Source organism: Paenibacillus sp. OK060, from assembly GCF_900101205.1.
Classification (GTDB): Bacteria; Bacillota; Bacilli; order Paenibacillales; family Paenibacillaceae; genus Paenibacillus; species Paenibacillus marchantiae.
Genome location: NZ_FNFR01000004.1, coordinates 227,792 through 243,393, shown reverse-complemented (window position 1 = coordinate 243,393; position 15,602 = coordinate 227,792). Strand labels below are relative to the sequence as shown.

Annotated in this window: 15 protein-coding genes; 4 read left to right on the top strand and 11 right to left on the bottom strand. The window is 48.3% G+C overall.

Going from position 1 to position 15,602, the window contains the following annotated elements:
• Positions 1–89: 89 nt before the first annotated feature.
• A complete protein-coding gene (locus BLS14_RS16275; protein ID WP_090952931.1) occupies positions 90–425 on the top strand; it encodes a hypothetical protein in 336 nt (111 codons plus the stop codon).
• A gap of 63 nt (positions 426–488) precedes the next feature.
• Here BLS14_RS16275 and mglC read toward each other — a convergent pair whose 3' ends face one another.
• From mglC to BLS14_RS16245, 6 genes are all read right to left on the bottom strand, one after another.
• Complete coding sequence (gene mglC, locus BLS14_RS16270; protein ID WP_076290270.1) at positions 489–1,508, bottom strand: galactose/methyl galactoside ABC transporter permease MglC; 1,020 nt, start codon at positions 1,506–1,508, stop codon at positions 489–491.
• A 15-nt stretch (positions 1,509–1,523) separates the two neighbouring features.
• Complete coding sequence (locus BLS14_RS16265; protein ID WP_090952930.1) at positions 1,524–3,029, bottom strand: sugar ABC transporter ATP-binding protein; 1,506 nt, start codon at positions 3,027–3,029, stop codon at positions 1,524–1,526.
• 74 nt (positions 3,030–3,103) lie between these two features.
• Positions 3,104–4,165: a galactose ABC transporter substrate-binding protein gene (locus BLS14_RS16260; protein WP_076290272.1), complete on the bottom strand. Its 1,062-nt coding sequence runs from the start codon at positions 4,163–4,165 to the stop codon at positions 3,104–3,106.
• A gap of 121 nt (positions 4,166–4,286) precedes the next feature.
• Positions 4,287–5,507, bottom strand: a complete 1,221-nt coding sequence (locus BLS14_RS16255; RefSeq protein WP_176854555.1) for a sugar ABC transporter substrate-binding protein — start codon at positions 5,505–5,507, stop codon at positions 4,287–4,289.
• Positions 5,494–7,311, bottom strand: a complete 1,818-nt coding sequence (locus tag BLS14_RS16250) for a cache domain-containing sensor histidine kinase (protein WP_090952926.1) — start codon at positions 7,309–7,311, stop codon at positions 5,494–5,496. The genes BLS14_RS16255 and BLS14_RS16250 overlap by 14 nt, the downstream gene beginning before the upstream one ends.
• On the bottom strand, positions 7,308–8,927 hold the full coding sequence (locus BLS14_RS16245) for a response regulator (protein WP_090952924.1): 1,620 nt from the start codon (positions 8,925–8,927) through the stop codon (positions 7,308–7,310). Before BLS14_RS16245 ends, BLS14_RS16250 begins: the two co-directional genes overlap by 4 nt.
• A gap of 237 nt (positions 8,928–9,164) precedes the next feature.
• On the opposite strand from BLS14_RS16245, the gene BLS14_RS16240 reads away from it, so the two are divergent.
• Positions 9,165–9,665, top strand: coding sequence for a hypothetical protein (locus BLS14_RS16240; protein WP_176854553.1), 501 nt, complete (start codon positions 9,165–9,167; stop codon positions 9,663–9,665).
• Positions 9,666–9,731: 66 nt separating this feature from the next.
• Here BLS14_RS16240 and BLS14_RS16235 read toward each other — a convergent pair whose 3' ends face one another.
• Positions 9,732–10,658, bottom strand: a complete 927-nt coding sequence (locus BLS14_RS16235; RefSeq protein ID WP_090952921.1) for a tyrosine-type recombinase/integrase — start codon at positions 10,656–10,658, stop codon at positions 9,732–9,734.
• A gap of 169 nt (positions 10,659–10,827) precedes the next feature.
• Here BLS14_RS16235 and BLS14_RS16230 point away from each other — a divergent pair, with 169 nt between their 5' ends.
• Positions 10,828–11,028, top strand: a complete 201-nt coding sequence (locus BLS14_RS16230) for a cold-shock protein (RefSeq protein WP_062320808.1) — start codon at positions 10,828–10,830, stop codon at positions 11,026–11,028.
• 134 nt (positions 11,029–11,162) lie between these two features.
• Positions 11,163–11,435, top strand: a complete 273-nt coding sequence (locus BLS14_RS16225) for an HU family DNA-binding protein (RefSeq protein ID WP_053783990.1) — start codon at positions 11,163–11,165, stop codon at positions 11,433–11,435.
• A 271-nt stretch (positions 11,436–11,706) separates the two neighbouring features.
• Here the strand turns inward: BLS14_RS16225 and BLS14_RS16220 are convergent, their stop codons facing one another.
• From BLS14_RS16220 to BLS14_RS16205, 4 genes are read right to left on the bottom strand one after another with little or no spacing between them, the layout of a single operon-like run.
• Positions 11,707–12,507, bottom strand: a complete 801-nt coding sequence (locus BLS14_RS16220; RefSeq protein ID WP_090952919.1) for an ABC transporter ATP-binding protein — start codon at positions 12,505–12,507, stop codon at positions 11,707–11,709.
• A 60-nt stretch (positions 12,508–12,567) separates the two neighbouring features.
• On the bottom strand, positions 12,568–13,704 hold the full coding sequence (locus BLS14_RS16215) for an ABC transporter ATP-binding protein (RefSeq protein ID WP_083584831.1): 1,137 nt from the start codon (positions 13,702–13,704) through the stop codon (positions 12,568–12,570).
• A 4-nt stretch (positions 13,705–13,708) separates the two neighbouring features.
• Positions 13,709–14,545 carry an ABC transporter permease gene (locus BLS14_RS16210; RefSeq protein ID WP_063567844.1) on the bottom strand — a complete coding sequence of 279 codons (837 nt, stop codon included), beginning with the start codon at positions 14,543–14,545 and terminating at the stop codon, positions 13,709–13,711.
• Position 14,546: 1 nt separating this feature from the next.
• A complete protein-coding gene (locus BLS14_RS16205) occupies positions 14,547–15,557 on the bottom strand; it encodes an ABC transporter permease (RefSeq protein ID WP_063567843.1) in 1,011 nt (336 codons plus the stop codon).
• Positions 15,558–15,602 lie beyond the last annotated feature (45 nt).

Genomic DNA, 15,602 nt, shown 5'->3' with positions numbered 1-15,602 from the left:
AAACTATCATACATCAGATTGATCAATACTGTGTTACAATACATTAATGGATTTATTTAGGATAAAACCTTGGTTATGGAGGGATAAGCATGATAGAACAAAGAAAACCTTTGGGCATCGGGACACTTTCTTTGCTGGTGCTCGCAATGGGGTTGGCCTTTAATTTTTCCTGGGGCACAGAAAAGGTACAGATTAGCCACTATTTGTTTAATCTACTGAACTTGCCTATCTATAGTAATGGAGACCAGGGACTTCACCTTCCCTTCGTGGCGGCGGCAATCTTCTGGATACCTGCTGTAATTATCGCTAGCAAGTATCGTTCGCACTATGGTACAAAGGTAGCCTTTAACGTAGCCGCGTTTATGCTGCTTCTATGCATCGTTGGTCCTGTGGTTAATTTGGTGGACAGGTTTGTAAATTCATAAAATAAAGAAGCCAGCACTCTTGAATGACAAGAGTGCTGGCTTCTTTGATTCAATACTACACTTCTATTTTTTCGCCATATATTTGCGGATATCAAATGCCACAGCAGCCACAATAATCAACCCTTTAATAATCAGCTGCCAGTAAGGACTTACACCGATAAAGGTCAGACCATAATTGATAACTCCAAAGATCAGAACCCCTGCCATAACGCCGGGCACCGTACCAATACCACCCGCTGTGGAGACGCCCCCCACGACACAGGCCGCAATAGCATCCAGCTCATACATGTTACCGTAATTGTTCGTTGCCCCGCCCGTACGCGCGGCTTCCAGCACACCGCCCAGTCCATACAGTGCACCTGCAATGGCATACAACGCAATCAGGTTGCGTGCCACATGAATGCCGGACACATGCGCAGCCTGAATATTGCCACCGATGGCATACATATTCTTCCCAAGGCGGGTCTTATTGAAGACGACCCAACAGATCAGCGCAACCGCTACAGCAATCAATACGATATACGGAATGGAATAACCACCACCAAGATCAATGTAACCAGATCCAATAACGGTAAAATCAGGTCTCAATCCACCAATCGGTTGTGACTGATTGGGCTCTGTATCAAAGTAAATCGAGTTCAGACCATATACCGCAACCATCGTACCCAGTGTCGCGATAAAGGGTGGAACATGTAATTTGGCTACTATGATACCATTCACCAGTCCTACTGCCAGTCCGGCAATAATCCCGAAGACCATGGGCGCCCACACCCATAAATGTGGCAGATCGGGAAAGAACCGATTGGCATATTCGTCGATTTGCAGCATCGATGCGGATACAACAGCCGTTAGACCAACGACCCGTCCTGCCGACAAGTCGACCCCGCCCGTTACCAGGATAAAAGCAGCACCCAGCGCAATGATGGCCCGTGTGGAGGACTGTTGTAATATATCCCGCAGTGTAGAGAAAGCAAGAAAGTGCGGATCGGCAATGGCAATGCCAATGACGAGTAGGATCAGCACAATAAAGATCGCACGCTGCGCCACATACTGCTTCACCTGATTGATAACTTGTGTATTCATGTATTTCCCTCCTGACTAAGCCATCCGCTGCTGTGCGGCCAGCCTCATGATATCCTGCTCTGTTGCCTCAGCACCGTCGACGATTCCGGTAAGCCGCCCTTCGCTCATGACCATGATTCGATCCGACATGCCCAGCAGTTCGGGCATCTCCGAGCTGATCATAATAATGCTTTTGCCCTGGCGGGCCAGTTCCGTAATAATGGTGTAGATTTCAAATTTCGCGCCCACATCAATCCCACGTGTCGGTTCATCGAGCAGTAGAATTTCAGGGTCAGTCAACAGCCATCTAGCCAGAAGTACCTTCTGTTGATTACCACCAGACAGGTTGCGAATTAGCGTGTTAACTGAAGGCGTTTTAGTTCTAAACTTCAGAGTCTGCTCACGTGCCTCATCTCGGCCTTTCTTCTCATCCAGCAGACCAATCCGATTCCGGTAACGTCCGAGACTCGCGATAATCGTATTTTCATACACAGACAACACTGGAAAAATTCCTGTGACTCTTCGCTCCTCGGTCAGAAGGGCAATGTTATGACGCTTTGCTGCGGCAGGTGACTTGATCTTCACCTTGCGCCCATGAATCGAGATTGTCCCTGAAGCAAGTCCGCGTAAGCCAAACAATGACTCAATCAATTCCGTCCGCTGTGCCCCAACAAGGCCGCCGATTCCAAGCACTTCGCCTTTCCTCAATTCAAACGTCACATCACGGAACGAATTCGGCTGGCTGGAGGTTAAGCCTTCTGCCTTCAAAATCACTTCTCCAGGTACGTTCGTCCTTTCCGGGAACCGTTCATCCAGATCACGTCCAACCATGCGGGTAATGATCAGGTCGGTCGTTAAATCAGCAGCATCCCAGGTACCGACCACAAAACCATCCCGCATAATCGTGACCTCATCCGAGATCGTCAGAATTTCCTCCATCTTGTGCGAAATGTAGATAATAGACACCCCGCGACTGCGCAGCTGATTAATAATGGCGAAGAGCTGGTCCACTTCCTTGCCCGTGAGCGAGGATGTTGGCTCATCCATCACAATAACTTTGGATCGGAAAGAGACCGCTTTGGCGATTTCCATCGACTGTATTTTGGAAACGGATAAAGTTCCCGCCTGAGCCTTCGGATCAATGTCCAGATTCAAGTCCTTGAACAGAGCCAGTGTATCGGCATACATTCGTTTCTCATCCACCAACAACCCCCTCATCGGAAACCGCCCCAGCCAGATGTTCTCCATCACCGGACGGTGTGGCACCGGGTTCAGTTCCTGATGAATCATCGATATGCCATGCTGAAGCGCCGCTTTCGAACTCGGAATTTCCACCTGATTGCCGTCCATCCGAATCGTTCCTTCATCCGGGCGATACATACCGAATAGACATTTCATCAGCGTGGATTTGCCCGCACCATTCTCTCCCATCAGCGCATGAACCGTACCCGGCTTTACCTTCAATGTGACTTGGCTTAGTGCCTGCACACCCGGAAATGCTTTGGATATTCCGTCCATCTCAAGCAGGTAAGGTGATTCCATCTTTCATCCTCCCCTTCCGTAAACCCGGCAAAAAAAGGACGCCATCTCATGACGGACGTCCCTGTTTGCTGCTGTTATTGGGCGTCGGCAATGTTGTCTTTCGTAATTTTTTTGTAGGCAATCCAGACGTATTTGCCATCCGTAATGTCATAACCCGTGTTTTCCTTCGTTGGCGTCTCTCCCTTCGCAAGTACGGAAGCCAGTGCAACCGTTGCTGCGCCCTGGTTCTTGGCATCATTCAACACCGTGCCCAGCATCGTTCCGTCCTGAAGGGCCTGAATGGCCGGAGCCGTTGCATCGACGCCGACAACCGGCATCGTTTTGCCGTCTTTGAAGTATCCCGCTGCTTTCAACGCTTCAATGGCTCCAAGTGCCATGTCATCATTGTTAGCCAATACCGCTTCAATCTTATCTCCGTGGGAGGCAAGGAACGCCTGCATTTTCTCCTGTCCTTTGACCCGATCCCACATCGCGGTGTCTTCCGCCAATGCTTCCACTTCAATTCCGGCATCCTGGATGGCCTGAACGGAATATTTGGTCCGTAGCTCAGCATCCTGATGGCCGGGCTCGCCTTTCAGCATGACGTATTGCAGTTTGCCATCACCGTTTTTATCTGCTTCCGGGTGGGCCTTCCAGTAGTCCACAATGAGCTGACCGGAGATCGTGCCGGACTCTTCCGCCTTGGCTCCAACGTAATACACTTTATCCCACTTGTTCATGTCTTCAGCAACCGGCTCACGGTTCAGAAAGACAACTGGAATGCTGGCCGCTTTGGCTTTATCAATAATGACACCTGCTGCGGTCCGGTCAACCGGATTCACAGCCATTGCGTTGTATTTCTTGGATACAAACAGATCGACTTTCTCATTCTGGGTCGGCTGTGCGTTCTGGCTATCCACGATATCGAGTGTGGCTTTGCCTTCCGCTGCTGCGGTCATTGCATTCCGCACACCCGTCATGAACGTGTCATCGAACTTATAGATCGCCACGCCAATCTTAGGCGTTTCCGTCCCTGCCGCCGTCTGGCCTCCTGTATCTGTTCCTGTACTTCCGCCTGCGCTGTCTCCGCCACTGCTGCACCCCGCCGCCGCAACCATACACGCTGTAAGCAACAATGTCATCCACGTTTTCTTCATATCCTAATGACCTCCCCCAAGTTCATTCGGCTTTACCGATGTCTTTATTATGAAAGGGTTTACAATAAATTCGAATACAATATCTTCCTCTGTTTTATCGAAATCTTCCTCAATTGAGCCTTTACTGTACAAAAGGAAACAACAACTTCTGATTATCCATCCAGAACATATTGTCCGTACTGACAAGCTTCGTTTCTAGCGTTACCCTGGCTTGCACCTGTTGATTGTTCAACCGTGCAACAGCCTGATTCACACCAAGATAACCTGCACTGAATCCATTTTGCACGATCAAGTGTTGAATTCTGCCTTCCTGTAACTGCTCTAACTGCTGCTGTTCACTGCCAAATCCCACAATCTTCACCATGTTCCCATTGTTCTCGGACGTACGTCGATTCAATTCATCCGCTGCCCCCAGAGAAGCAGGTTCCTGAAGTGCAATCAATCCATCCACCTGCTGCTGGTCAAGCAGTTGCTTCGCCGCCTGCCAGCAACTATCACGCGTGCTGCATACGGATTGAGTCTCCACATGAATGTCCGGATATTGAGCCAGTGATTCCTCTACCCCTAGCTCCCGGTTAATCAGAACAGGATTTACAGGATCAGGACCAAGCAAGGCTATACGTCCTCGTCCACCCAGAAGCACAGCCATGGCCTGACCCGCCTGCCGTCCAGCCTCAACGTTATCTATCGAGATAACACTTGTTATCCCTTTTACAGGAAACTCGTCATTCAACAAAATGACGGGGATAATCACTCCGTTGTCATCCTTAGTCTGTACCTTCTGGATGATGTCGCTGAGTGTCTTCTCACTCAAGGGATCGATCAACAGGGCCGATGCTCCCTGTTCCAGTGCCAGTGATACCGCATCCACCTGGGCTTGTTCACGCTCGCTCAGTGGATAAGTCCCATTTTGCAAGTGCTCTTGCTTGACCTTTCCCTGTCCTGCTGTAAAGTCAGGGTTAGATGGCGCGTAAGTTAACCCCTCTGAGGGAAAAGCCTCCACCGTAATGAGCTCCGCTCCCGCTTCTTTGGCAGCCGCTTCGGCCCCAAGACGTATCGCTTCTGCAAGTTCTCCGGTTCCCGCTGGCGTAATCAGTGCAATACGCGGCGGTGATCCCGCCGGATCAGCATTGGACATACCGCACGCCATACATAACAACAGGCAGAAGATTGCTGCTGACATGCCCATATAACGAAGGATAGGGACTCTCATCCGTATAACTTCCACGCGATTGCAGATTTTTATTTTCATAACCCAATTCGAGATCCCATCCGTTCTATCGATGTTATTCACATTGCTGGTTCGCTTGGCGCACGTGCTGTTCCCTTTATTGTTCTTCATGAGCATCGTCATCCTCTCGTTCCGATTGGATCGGAATCCGAATCCAGACGGTTGTGCCTTCTTCCAGCTCACTCTCGAATTCAAGACCGTAAGCTTCGCCATAATAGAGCTGAATCCGATCATGCACATTGCGTACAGCTACACCTGATCCTGCACCACTTTTCACGTTAGGACTGCCCATCAAAAGTTTCGACATCTGATCTTTTGTCATGCCGACCCCATTATCCGTAACACGAAATACCAGCTTGTCGTCCTCCCGGTATACACGAATCTCAATACATCCCTCGTCCATATGATATTCAATGCCATGCACGATCGCATTTTCAATGAGTGGCTGAAGCAGCAGCTTAAGTGTCAGGTTGTCCAGCGTATCTTCATCCGCCTTCATGATAAAATTGAATTTGCGCTTGAACCGCATCTGCTGAATCGTCAGGTAATGGTGGGCGTGCTCCAGTTCTTCCCTGACCGTAATAATCGTTTTGCCTTGACTGAGACTGATGCGAAACAATCGGGATAACGAAGTGATCATCGTAATGACTTCCTCATTCCGGCTCATGCCCACCATACGCACGACCGAATTCAACGTGTTGTAGAGGAAATGTGGATTGATCTGAGCCTGCAAAGCTTCCAGTTCGAGACGACGCTTCTGCTCCTGTTCATGAATGATTTCATTCATCAAGGTCCGAATTTTATAGACCATCAGGTTAAAACGACGGGATAAACGTTCCACTTCCAGCGGCCCTTCGATAGGTAGCTCCACGTTAAAATCCCCTCGCTCCACAGCCTTCATCTTTCGTTCCATCCGCCGGATCGGACGTGTCAGACTGGAAGAGAGGAACAGCGAGACGAGGATGACCAGTACCAGCACAACCAGCAGTACCCGAATCAGATATCCATTGACCTCCTGGCGGGTTGTCATGATCTCATCCAGATAGGCCACACCTACGATTTTCCATCCAATATTGGCGACAGACTTGACCGCATTCAACCTTTTCTGCCCATCCGCCTCATCTTCATAACTGCCGGTTGCAACCAGTGCCTGTTCGATATTTTCACTTTTGAGCCCCATGTACATCAATTGCTGCTGCGGATGGTAGACGATATTGCCTGCACTTTCGTCGATAATGTAGACGTATCCCCGCTGCCCCAGACTGACTCGGCGGCTCAGTTCGTCCATTTGTTTGAAGTTGATATCCACCAGCAGAATGACCTGCCGATCCTGACCATTTTGGCGTACAGTAATGCCTTTGCTCATAGAAACGACCCATTTGTATGGGCCTGTGTACATGTTCTGGATATGAGGCAGTGAGAAACTAAGGTGATCCGGCACTCGGAGTGCAGATTGAAACCACCCTTGCTGTGTCACATGCGCACTCGGTTTTAATTCAGCTGAAGGTCTGTTCTTGAGCAAATGCCCTGTTGAATCCAACAAAGTAATGGAGATGATATCTTCGCGGCTGCTAAGCAGCGTATCCAGCTGTTTATCTACCTGATCCCCTTCCCACGTGCCATCCCGCAGCATATGTTCTTCGATGGCTCGATACAGATGCGACATGCTGCGAACATAATCCTCCAGATTGTAACTGACCTGATCCACGATCTGCCTCGTCGTCAGCTCCGCACTTCGCTCCGCGGCCTGCGTGAATTTGTCATGCAGCAGCATCGCCATGATGGTCAGCACCAATACAATGAAGACAGAGAAGGACCATGTAATAATAAAGCGGATACTGCTGACTCTTGATGAACGCAACCTGGACCGAAGCTTGAGCCAAAGGGATCTTATCCATCCGGCAAACGTTCTCATCGACTTGTGCCTTCACTAGCTGTTAGTGCAGTCTGTTTGCGATATTCTTTGGGCGAGACGCCGATATGTTTTTTGAAGCAAAAACTGAAATAATTTGGTTCTGCGAAGCCTACCTGACCAGCAATCTCAAACGACTTCATCTCTGTGGATCGAAGTAATTCCTTGGCCGCCTCCATCCGGATTTGCATCAGATATTGCAGAAAGGTAAGCTGTACTTCTTTTTTGAAAATGCCACAAAAATAACCCGAGCTAATATGCAGATGCCCACATACTTTCTGAATGGACAGATCCGGATCGGCGTAGTGTTCTTTGGTAAACGACAATGCCTGTTCCACAATATCCTTGTATACATGCTGCCTTCCGCTGGCAATGCGATGTTGAACGAGCAGACAAACCTCATGCACCTTACCTTGTGCCTCAGACAACCCAGGCAAACGGAACAAATCGGCATACAACTGGAACCCTGCCCCAAAAATGTCCTCCATGGCCTCGCCCGATGCCTGAGCTGCCTTCCAAACGTTTGTTAAAACTTCAATCAGATACAGTTGAATGTCACTTCGCCCATGCTCCACCGTAATTTCCCGGAAAATGATCTCTAGCGCGTCCACCAGCTCCGCCTGCGTACCCGCTTTCAGACAACGTGTCAGCGTTTGCTGCTTCAACTCGTCAAAACGCAATTTGCCCGCCGTCTGCCGCTCCACATCTGCAATATAGATAAGGGGATCAGTCCCCGGTACTAGCCGATAATCCAGTGCCAGTAGTGCATCCTCATAGGCATGCTTCACACCTGCCAGTGTGTTCACGATTGAGCCCGATCCAACAGTGGCAGGAATACGCAGATAGTGATTGATGCTGCGCATTACATTTTCCAGCGCCTGCTGCTGTCGTTTCTCCCCATCTTCTCCACCCCACCGATCTACATAGAGCAGCACAATCGTCTCCTGATGCATAAAAGCATGTCCGGCCCCGTGTTCCGTCCATACCTCTGCAGCAATGTTCAGCGCAGCGAACTGCTTCAACTCCGCATCCTCGGATTGGTCTCCGTCCATATGCAGGGTCAATACGGATACACCATAGCGGTCACCATGCAGGTCTAGTCCGCATTGCTTTGCTTTGCCATGGATATATTCCGGTGATTTTTGCCGATGTAGCAAAGTGGCCATCAGATCCGCCTGTAACAGGGGCAGGCTTGTATAATAATGGTCGCGCAGCTGCTGTACATCCTCTCGTTCGGCCACTTCAGCCGCCATCTGCGCACGCAACCTTGTAAGCAGTTCTGTCAGATGTCCCGCCGAGAATGGCTTCAGTAAATATTCATCCACACTCAGCGAGACCGCTTGTCGGGCGTAGTCGAATTCATCATATCCAGTCAAAATCACCACTTTCACAAGCGGATTGCGCTCCCGCAACCTTCGAGCAAGTTCAAGTCCATCCATAAATGGCATGCTGATATCCGTTACCACAATATCCGGCTCCACTCGTTCTGCCATCTCCAGTGCTTCACGTCCATTCTCCGCCAGACCAACTATGCGCAGATCGAGCGCTTCCCAATCTACCTCTACAACCAACCCTTCGCGTACATCCTCTTCATCATCCACCAGCAATACCCGGTACACGTCAGATTCCTCCTTTATTTAGGGGCCATAAGCCCAAGCAATAATGTATATGTCGATACGATCCAAGGTTGCCATCATAATATACAATATAAATTTAATTATGTAATCGCTTACTTTTAAGATGATAAGATTGATATAATGAGCGCTCACAAACGAAATATTTGGTAAATTATTGAAAGGAGTAAATTAAGAAATAGGAAAGGAATCCATTAACTGATGAATTACTTGAAATCCGGAATGATAACGACCGGTATTGCCGCAATATTAATTTGCAGCGGTGCAATCACGGAGACGATTCGAACCGATCGATTTGAAGCATCCACCCAGTCTTCACTCTGGGAGAACCAACCTCAAGAACTTCAAGAGAAATTAACAAAATCATGGAGCGGAGGAATAGAGGCGATACGTAACACGCTGAATGAGAATAGTGAGGAGGAGAATATAACTGAATGGAAACTGTTTTACAGCTTGGAGGATTCATTAAACACCCTTTCCCATAAAGATCACTCTTCCTTCATCGCTGCCTATTATAGTAACGAACGAAGAACCATGCTGGAAAACGGAGATGTCATGCCTGCCTTGCTTTTACATCCCGATCATACAAAGGCGATACTTTTTTGGGAAAAGCTTGATGGAACCTATGCCATGATTACATTAGAATTGCAAATCAATGCAAACAACAAGTCTGAATGGGATGTAAGTCATTCTTGGATAACCAAACAACCCTCATCCACTTGAAGTGGGTCAGGGCATCATTGATCCTATATCCATTCGTAATGCCTCATAAAGAGTGCTGCATGTACTTTAATGCGGTTCCGTTTCTCCATCCTCTTCTGCTGACGAAGATAAATTGGCATTTAACCCCTTCACATAAATCATCGTGGTATCCGGATTGATATGCCCCATCATTTCTGCCAAGCGATGCAGTGGTGTATGCTCGGCCATAGCGTATCCGAACCGATGACGCAGATCATGGGAACTTAGCCCTTCCAGACCGGCTGTAGTCATCACCTTTTTGATCAAATGGCGCAGTGCCCTCTCCGTTAAGCGATCACTAGTTTTCTCGGAAGGAAACAGGTAAGGACTATCCGGTGCGAGGCCAACCATGTACATCTTCAATAAAGCAATACATGTCATGTTCAGCGGAATTTTCCGTTGACCGTTTCGTTTATCGGCCCGCACTGTAAGTTGCCCGCTTCTTTTGCCCAATTCAATATCACCGGGAGCGAGGTTGCATATCTCCATCGTTCGTATACCGGTATGAAACATGAGGGTAAGGATGGTCTGATCCCGAAGCGAGTTACCGTCTTCGACGGCAGATATGAATGATTGTTCTTCCTCGGTGGTCATTCGGCGGGGGCTAACCTTGTCTTCCGGAATGAATTTCAAAGGTTTGGAAGGATTACTCTTGATCCTGGCTTCCGATGAAGCCCACTTAAAAAAACGCTTCAATGTAATTAGTCTACGATTAATGGTAGACGGCTTCAATTGCATTACCTTTTGTGAATCTTCCCGATAACGGACCAAAGTCGATGTATGCACGTCTTCGATTCGAAATGAGATCTCTTCACTCCGAGAATCGTTCCCTATATACCATTCGGTAAAATGCTTCAAATCACTCGCATATTCCTTCAAGGTTTTGGGAGTCAATTCTCCCTGGTTCGTAAGCATATGTATGAATTCCTGAACAACCATTTCCCCTTGTACCGAAGTACCAGAACCCTTATCCATTAGAAAAAACCTCCAAATCTTGACTTATATTAGCGGACATGGTATTATCATATTAATCGATACATTAGCGGACATCAAGTCTGTGGGTTGAATATACCTGATTAGCGTTGATTCTAAAATTAACCTTTTCAAAATGGTCGTTTAAAAACTTATTTTTTGGAGGAACTACATGCAAACAGGTACAGTGAAATGGTTTAACGCGGACAAAGGATTTGGCTTTATCGAAACTGAAGAAGGAACAGACGTATTCGTTCATTTCAGTGCAATTCAAGGCGACGGTTTCAAAACATTGGATGAAGGACAACGCGTCCAATTCGAAGTAACTCAAGGTAACCGTGGTCCACAGGCTGAGAACGTTACTAAAGTTTAATTATATTAAAGCTGCCTTGTACAAGGCAGCTTTTTGTTTTATTACATGAGCATTTTGCATAGATTCAAAGAGCGTCTTTCAAAATGCTGACTTCATAAACTTATCATCCAAAAACGAAAAGCGAGGTATGACAAATGGATAAAGAACAATTGATCACAGAAGTAGCCAAAAACGGCGGATTCTCCAAAAAGAACGCTGAAAAGGCCGTAACGGTTGTACTGGATTCGATTTTGGAAGCTTTAAAAGAAGGTAAAGAGGTTCAACTGGTTGGATTCGGCAAATTCGAAGTGCGTAATCGTGAAGCACGTATGGGTAAAAGCCGTCGAACTGGTAAGGAAATTCAACTTCCAGCAGGTAAAGTTCCTGTATTCACAGCAGGATTAACAATGAAAGAAGCTTTAAACTAAACAGCAACAACAAGATCGGAAAAGAGGTTTTTATTCAAACACACAACGAACATTTTGATGTAAATGTCGTGTTTTCTACGGTTGATGATATCATTAACTTTTATTCGGGCAAGCAGACAAACCAGAATAACGCGGAAGATCACACCCATTCAACACCCCCATCAACAGAGTCTGCACAGACACCACAACTACCCACTCGCTAAAACGAACCTTTCATCTTGGACAATAAGAAGCCCTGTTCCGCTCAAAACGGTCCAGGGCTTGATTTGTGTCAATCGAGCACCCAGGGAGAATGAATTTTGGGTACGTCATTGATTAATTGTTTGGTATAGGGATGCTCCGCATGGTGAATAACTTCCTCCGCTCTCCCCGCCTCCACCATTCGTCCATGCTCCATAATACAGATCGTGTCGCTCACATAATAAGCCAGACCCACGTCGTGCGTAATAAACACAATCGTCATGCGGTTCTCATCGCGCAGCTTGAGCAGCATATCCAGAATCGTTGAACGCGAGCATGCGTCCACCATGGACGTTGGTTCATCGGCGATCAACACCTTAGGATGCAGCATGAAAATGCGGGCAATCATGAGCCGTTGCATCTGTCCACCGGACAGCTCAAACGGATATTTGTTGTATAACTCTTCGAACTTCAAGTTGACGAAAGAACAGGCTTCCTTCATTTTGGCATATTCCTCGTCCTTGTTCAGCTTCAGCCCCTGAAGTTTGATACAGTCCACCAGCAGCTTTTCCACCCGGTGAAATACGTTGAACGAAGAGAACGGGTCCTGGAAAATGGCCTGTATATCCTTCCAATAGGCTTTACGCTCACGGTACCGCTTCATTTGTCTGGGCTTGCCATCGTATTCAATCGCTCCACCCGTTTCCTTGAGCAAGCCCATGATCATTTTCGCGAGTGTCGTCTTGCCACTGCCACTCTCTCCGACAATGGAGATAATCTCCCCTTCATGAAAATCAAAGCTCACATCGTCCACGGCTGCCTTTTTGCGATTGCCTGTACCGTACACCTTGGTCAGATGGCGGCCGCTGATCAGCACCTTGCTCATCGCCATACTACCTCACTCCTTTCGGGGAGCCTTGATCCGAGCCCATTACGCCCAGAAAGAATCATTTCATTGGTCTGCGATATCGTCTGTGTCAGATTGAACATCTCGGACATCTTCTTTATTTGAGTCATTCTCCTCCTGATTTTCTTCCCTCTCCTGGGGCTCTTCGTTCATGCTCTCCTGCTGTAAGTGACTGTCCTGCTCCTGCTCCCTGATCTGCTCCAGCATTTCTGGTGTCAGGAGACAGCGATATATGCGCCCATCGACATGAATGTTCTCGATTTTGCCCTGGCGGCACTCGTCGGTCACCAGTGTACAGCGCTCTGCAAAGCGGCAGCCTTCCGGCACATTCTTCAGATTTGGTGGTGCACCAGGAATGGCAGCCAGTTTGTGCTCCTTCATGCCCTCTTCCGGCACAATGATGGAACCCATCAGTTTGCGAGTGTACGGATGCAGCGGATTGAAAATCATCTGCTCTGCCGTGCCTCGTTCCACAATCTCACCGGCATACATCACCATAATTTCATCCGTGACATGGTACAGTAGCGGCAGCTCATGCGTGATGAACACCAGTGATTTGATTACTTTGCGCTTCAACAAATCCTTCAATAGACGAATGACCGCCTTCTGGGAGGTTACATCCAGTGCCGAAGTAGGTTCATCCGCAATGAGCACGTTGGGATTCAGAATTGTTGAGATGGCGATAACCGTTCGCTGCTTCATGCCGCCGGATAATTCATTTGGATACATATCCAGCACATCCGGCGACAAGTTCAGTGATTGGAAGCGCTCCGTAGCCATCTTCCGCACATCCGACCGTTTCATCTCCGGACGATGCTCCTTCATGATATCTTCAATAAACCTGATAATACGCAGCGTTGGGTTCAGTGCATTCATGGCAGCCTGCGGAATATAAGCAATTTCCTTGCCCAGAATGCGCGAACGAAGCTGCTCTTTGTTCAGCTGCATAATATCGGTACCATTAATCCGGATCGAACCACTGCCATAATGAAGCGGCGGGAAATAAAAGCCCATCAGGCTGAGCGCCAGCGTCGATTTTCCACAGCCCGATTCACCTGCAATGCCCAGCGTCTGCCCTTCTTTCAGTCCGAACTCCACCCCGTCGACGGCAAATACATTCTCCTTGAGCCGGGTACGGTAATAGGTTTTCAGACCGCTGACCTGAAGTATAGGTTGGTTCATGGTCTTAGCTCCTTATTTTCGGATTAAAAATTTCGTCCATGCCCGTATTCATCAGATAAAGCGAGAAGGTAATGACGGCAATCGCCAGCGCCGCAGGAATGAACGCCCACCACGCCCCTGCTACTGGCGCTTCAAACACCAGTGCCCAGTTCATCAGGATGCCGAGCGAGATCGTATTATACGGCCCCAGTCCCAGCATGGAGATGGATGCTTCGGACAGAATGCCCGATGCCGTCTGGAGCACAAAAGCCATCACCACATAAGACGCGATATAGGGCAAAATCTCATGGATAATGATACGCGGCGTACTGTGTCCCGAAATTTTTGCAATATGCACATGATCCCTGCTACGCAGAGATGTCGTCTGGGCTCGCACAGCCCGGGCCGTCCAAGGCCAGCTAGTTATACCGATAATGATCGCCGTCACCAGGGAACTGCGTGAATCAATGCTGACGGAGATCAAGATCAGGATGATGAACGAAGGAATAACAATGAAAATATTGGTGATCGCCGTCAGAAAGTTATCCAGCATTCCCCCGATATATCCCGACACCAGACCCATAACCAAACCGATAACGGTCGCAAACACACCTGCAATTAGCCCCACACGTACGGATGTCTGGATGCCATACATCAATTCAAGGAAAATATCCCGTCCAAAATTGTCCGATCCTAGCAGCAGGCCATCGCCAGGTGGCTGGAACGCCATCGCAATCATCTCGAGTGGATCACTGCGATTAATGAGTGGATAGATCGTAACCAAGAGCAGCATGCCGACAAAAGTCACCGCACCGATCATGAATTTGGGTGACTTCAGCAAAATAGAGATCGAATGCTTCATATCACTGTTCCTCCATTTGAGCGGCCTTGATGCGCGGGTCAATGAAACCGTAGATGACATCAATAGTGAAATTCGCCAGCAATACAGCAATGGCAATCAGCAGCGTACACCCCGAGATTAGTGGGTAATCCAGTTGCCTTATGGCCGTGAACAACCATGTGCCGATGCCTGGATAACTGAAGACAATCTCACAGATGAGTGACCCACCGACCATCGTACCGATGGAGAGCGCAAGTCCCGTAATTTGCGGCAGCATAGCGTTACGGAACACATAACGCGCAATTCGGCCGTCGCGAATACCCAGCAGTTTACTGTATAACACATAGTCTGAATTGAGCTCATAGATGGACATCTCCCGCATGCCAATGGCCTGACCACCAATGGTCACAAGCACGATGGAGAGGAACGGCAAGGTATGGTGGCGAACCACGGACATGATAAAGTCGAAGCTCAGCTGCGGTACCATCTGGAAGTCATATCCGCCCGATAAAGGGAACCATTTCAGTGATAACGCAAAGACATACAGCATAATAATAGCCAGAGTAAAAAAAGGAATGGAATTGATAAATAAAGCTACCGGAAACAGTACTTTATCAAAAACACCTTTCCGGTACGCTGCAATCGCACCGAGCAAATTACCAATGATCCAGCCGACCAGGATGGCCGGAAGTTGAAGCCCCACCGTCCAAGGGACGGCGGAGGCCAGAATGTCCGTCACAGGCTTCGGATACAGTCCAAAGGACGTGCCCAGATTGCCTGTGAACAGATTTTTCAAATAGATGCCGAATTGGGTCCATAGTGGCTGATCAATGCCGAATTCAACCGTAAACGTCTCATACACCCGCTTGATGGAATCCGAGTCAGTCATCCCTGACGTCATTTTGGAAGCGATCATGCTCACCGGGTTACCTTCAATCAGTCTAGGCAAAATAAAATTTAGTCCGATGGCAATGACCAGGGTCAGGCCGTACCAGAATACTTTTTTGGCGACATATCTGGAATAGGCATTCATAGGATTTAGCACCCCCGAGTTTAGCGGATAAGGGCCTTATGTCTG

What these genes read in the sequence shown, in the direction of transcription:
- BLS14_RS16230 (WP_062320808.1), top strand. Translation starts at nt 10,828, where the DNA reads ATGCAAACAGGTACAGTGAAATGGTTTAACGCGGACAAAGGATTTGGC.
- BLS14_RS16275 (WP_090952931.1), top strand. Translation starts at nt 90, where the DNA reads ATGATAGAACAAAGAAAACCTTTGGGCATCGGGACACTTTCTTTGCTG.
- BLS14_RS16210 (WP_063567844.1), bottom strand. Translation starts at nt 14,545, where the DNA reads ATGAAGCATTCGATCTCTATTTTGCTGAAGTCACCCAAATTCATGATC.
- BLS14_RS16220 (WP_090952919.1), bottom strand. Translation starts at nt 12,507, where the DNA reads ATGGCGATGAGCAAGGTGCTGATCAGCGGCCGCCATCTGACCAAGGTG.
- BLS14_RS16255 (WP_176854555.1), bottom strand. Translation starts at nt 5,507, where the DNA reads ATGAAGAACAATAAAGGGAACAGCACGTGCGCCAAGCGAACCAGCAAT.
- BLS14_RS16265 (WP_090952930.1), bottom strand. Translation starts at nt 3,029, where the DNA reads ATGGAATCACCTTACCTGCTTGAGATGGACGGAATATCCAAAGCATTT.
- BLS14_RS16240 (WP_176854553.1), top strand. Translation starts at nt 9,165, where the DNA reads ATGATAACGACCGGTATTGCCGCAATATTAATTTGCAGCGGTGCAATC.
- BLS14_RS16250 (WP_090952926.1), bottom strand. Translation starts at nt 7,311, where the DNA reads ATGAGAACGTTTGCCGGATGGATAAGATCCCTTTGGCTCAAGCTTCGG.
- BLS14_RS16235 (WP_090952921.1), bottom strand. Translation starts at nt 10,658, where the DNA reads ATGGATAAGGGTTCTGGTACTTCGGTACAAGGGGAAATGGTTGTTCAG.
- BLS14_RS16215 (WP_083584831.1), bottom strand. Translation starts at nt 13,704, where the DNA reads ATGAACCAACCTATACTTCAGGTCAGCGGTCTGAAAACCTATTACCGT.
- BLS14_RS16205 (WP_063567843.1), bottom strand. Translation starts at nt 15,557, where the DNA reads ATGAATGCCTATTCCAGATATGTCGCCAAAAAAGTATTCTGGTACGGC.
- BLS14_RS16260 (WP_076290272.1), bottom strand. Translation starts at nt 4,165, where the DNA reads ATGAAGAAAACGTGGATGACATTGTTGCTTACAGCGTGTATGGTTGCG.
- mglC (WP_076290270.1), bottom strand. Translation starts at nt 1,508, where the DNA reads ATGAATACACAAGTTATCAATCAGGTGAAGCAGTATGTGGCGCAGCGT.
- BLS14_RS16225 (WP_053783990.1), top strand. Translation starts at nt 11,163, where the DNA reads ATGGATAAAGAACAATTGATCACAGAAGTAGCCAAAAACGGCGGATTC.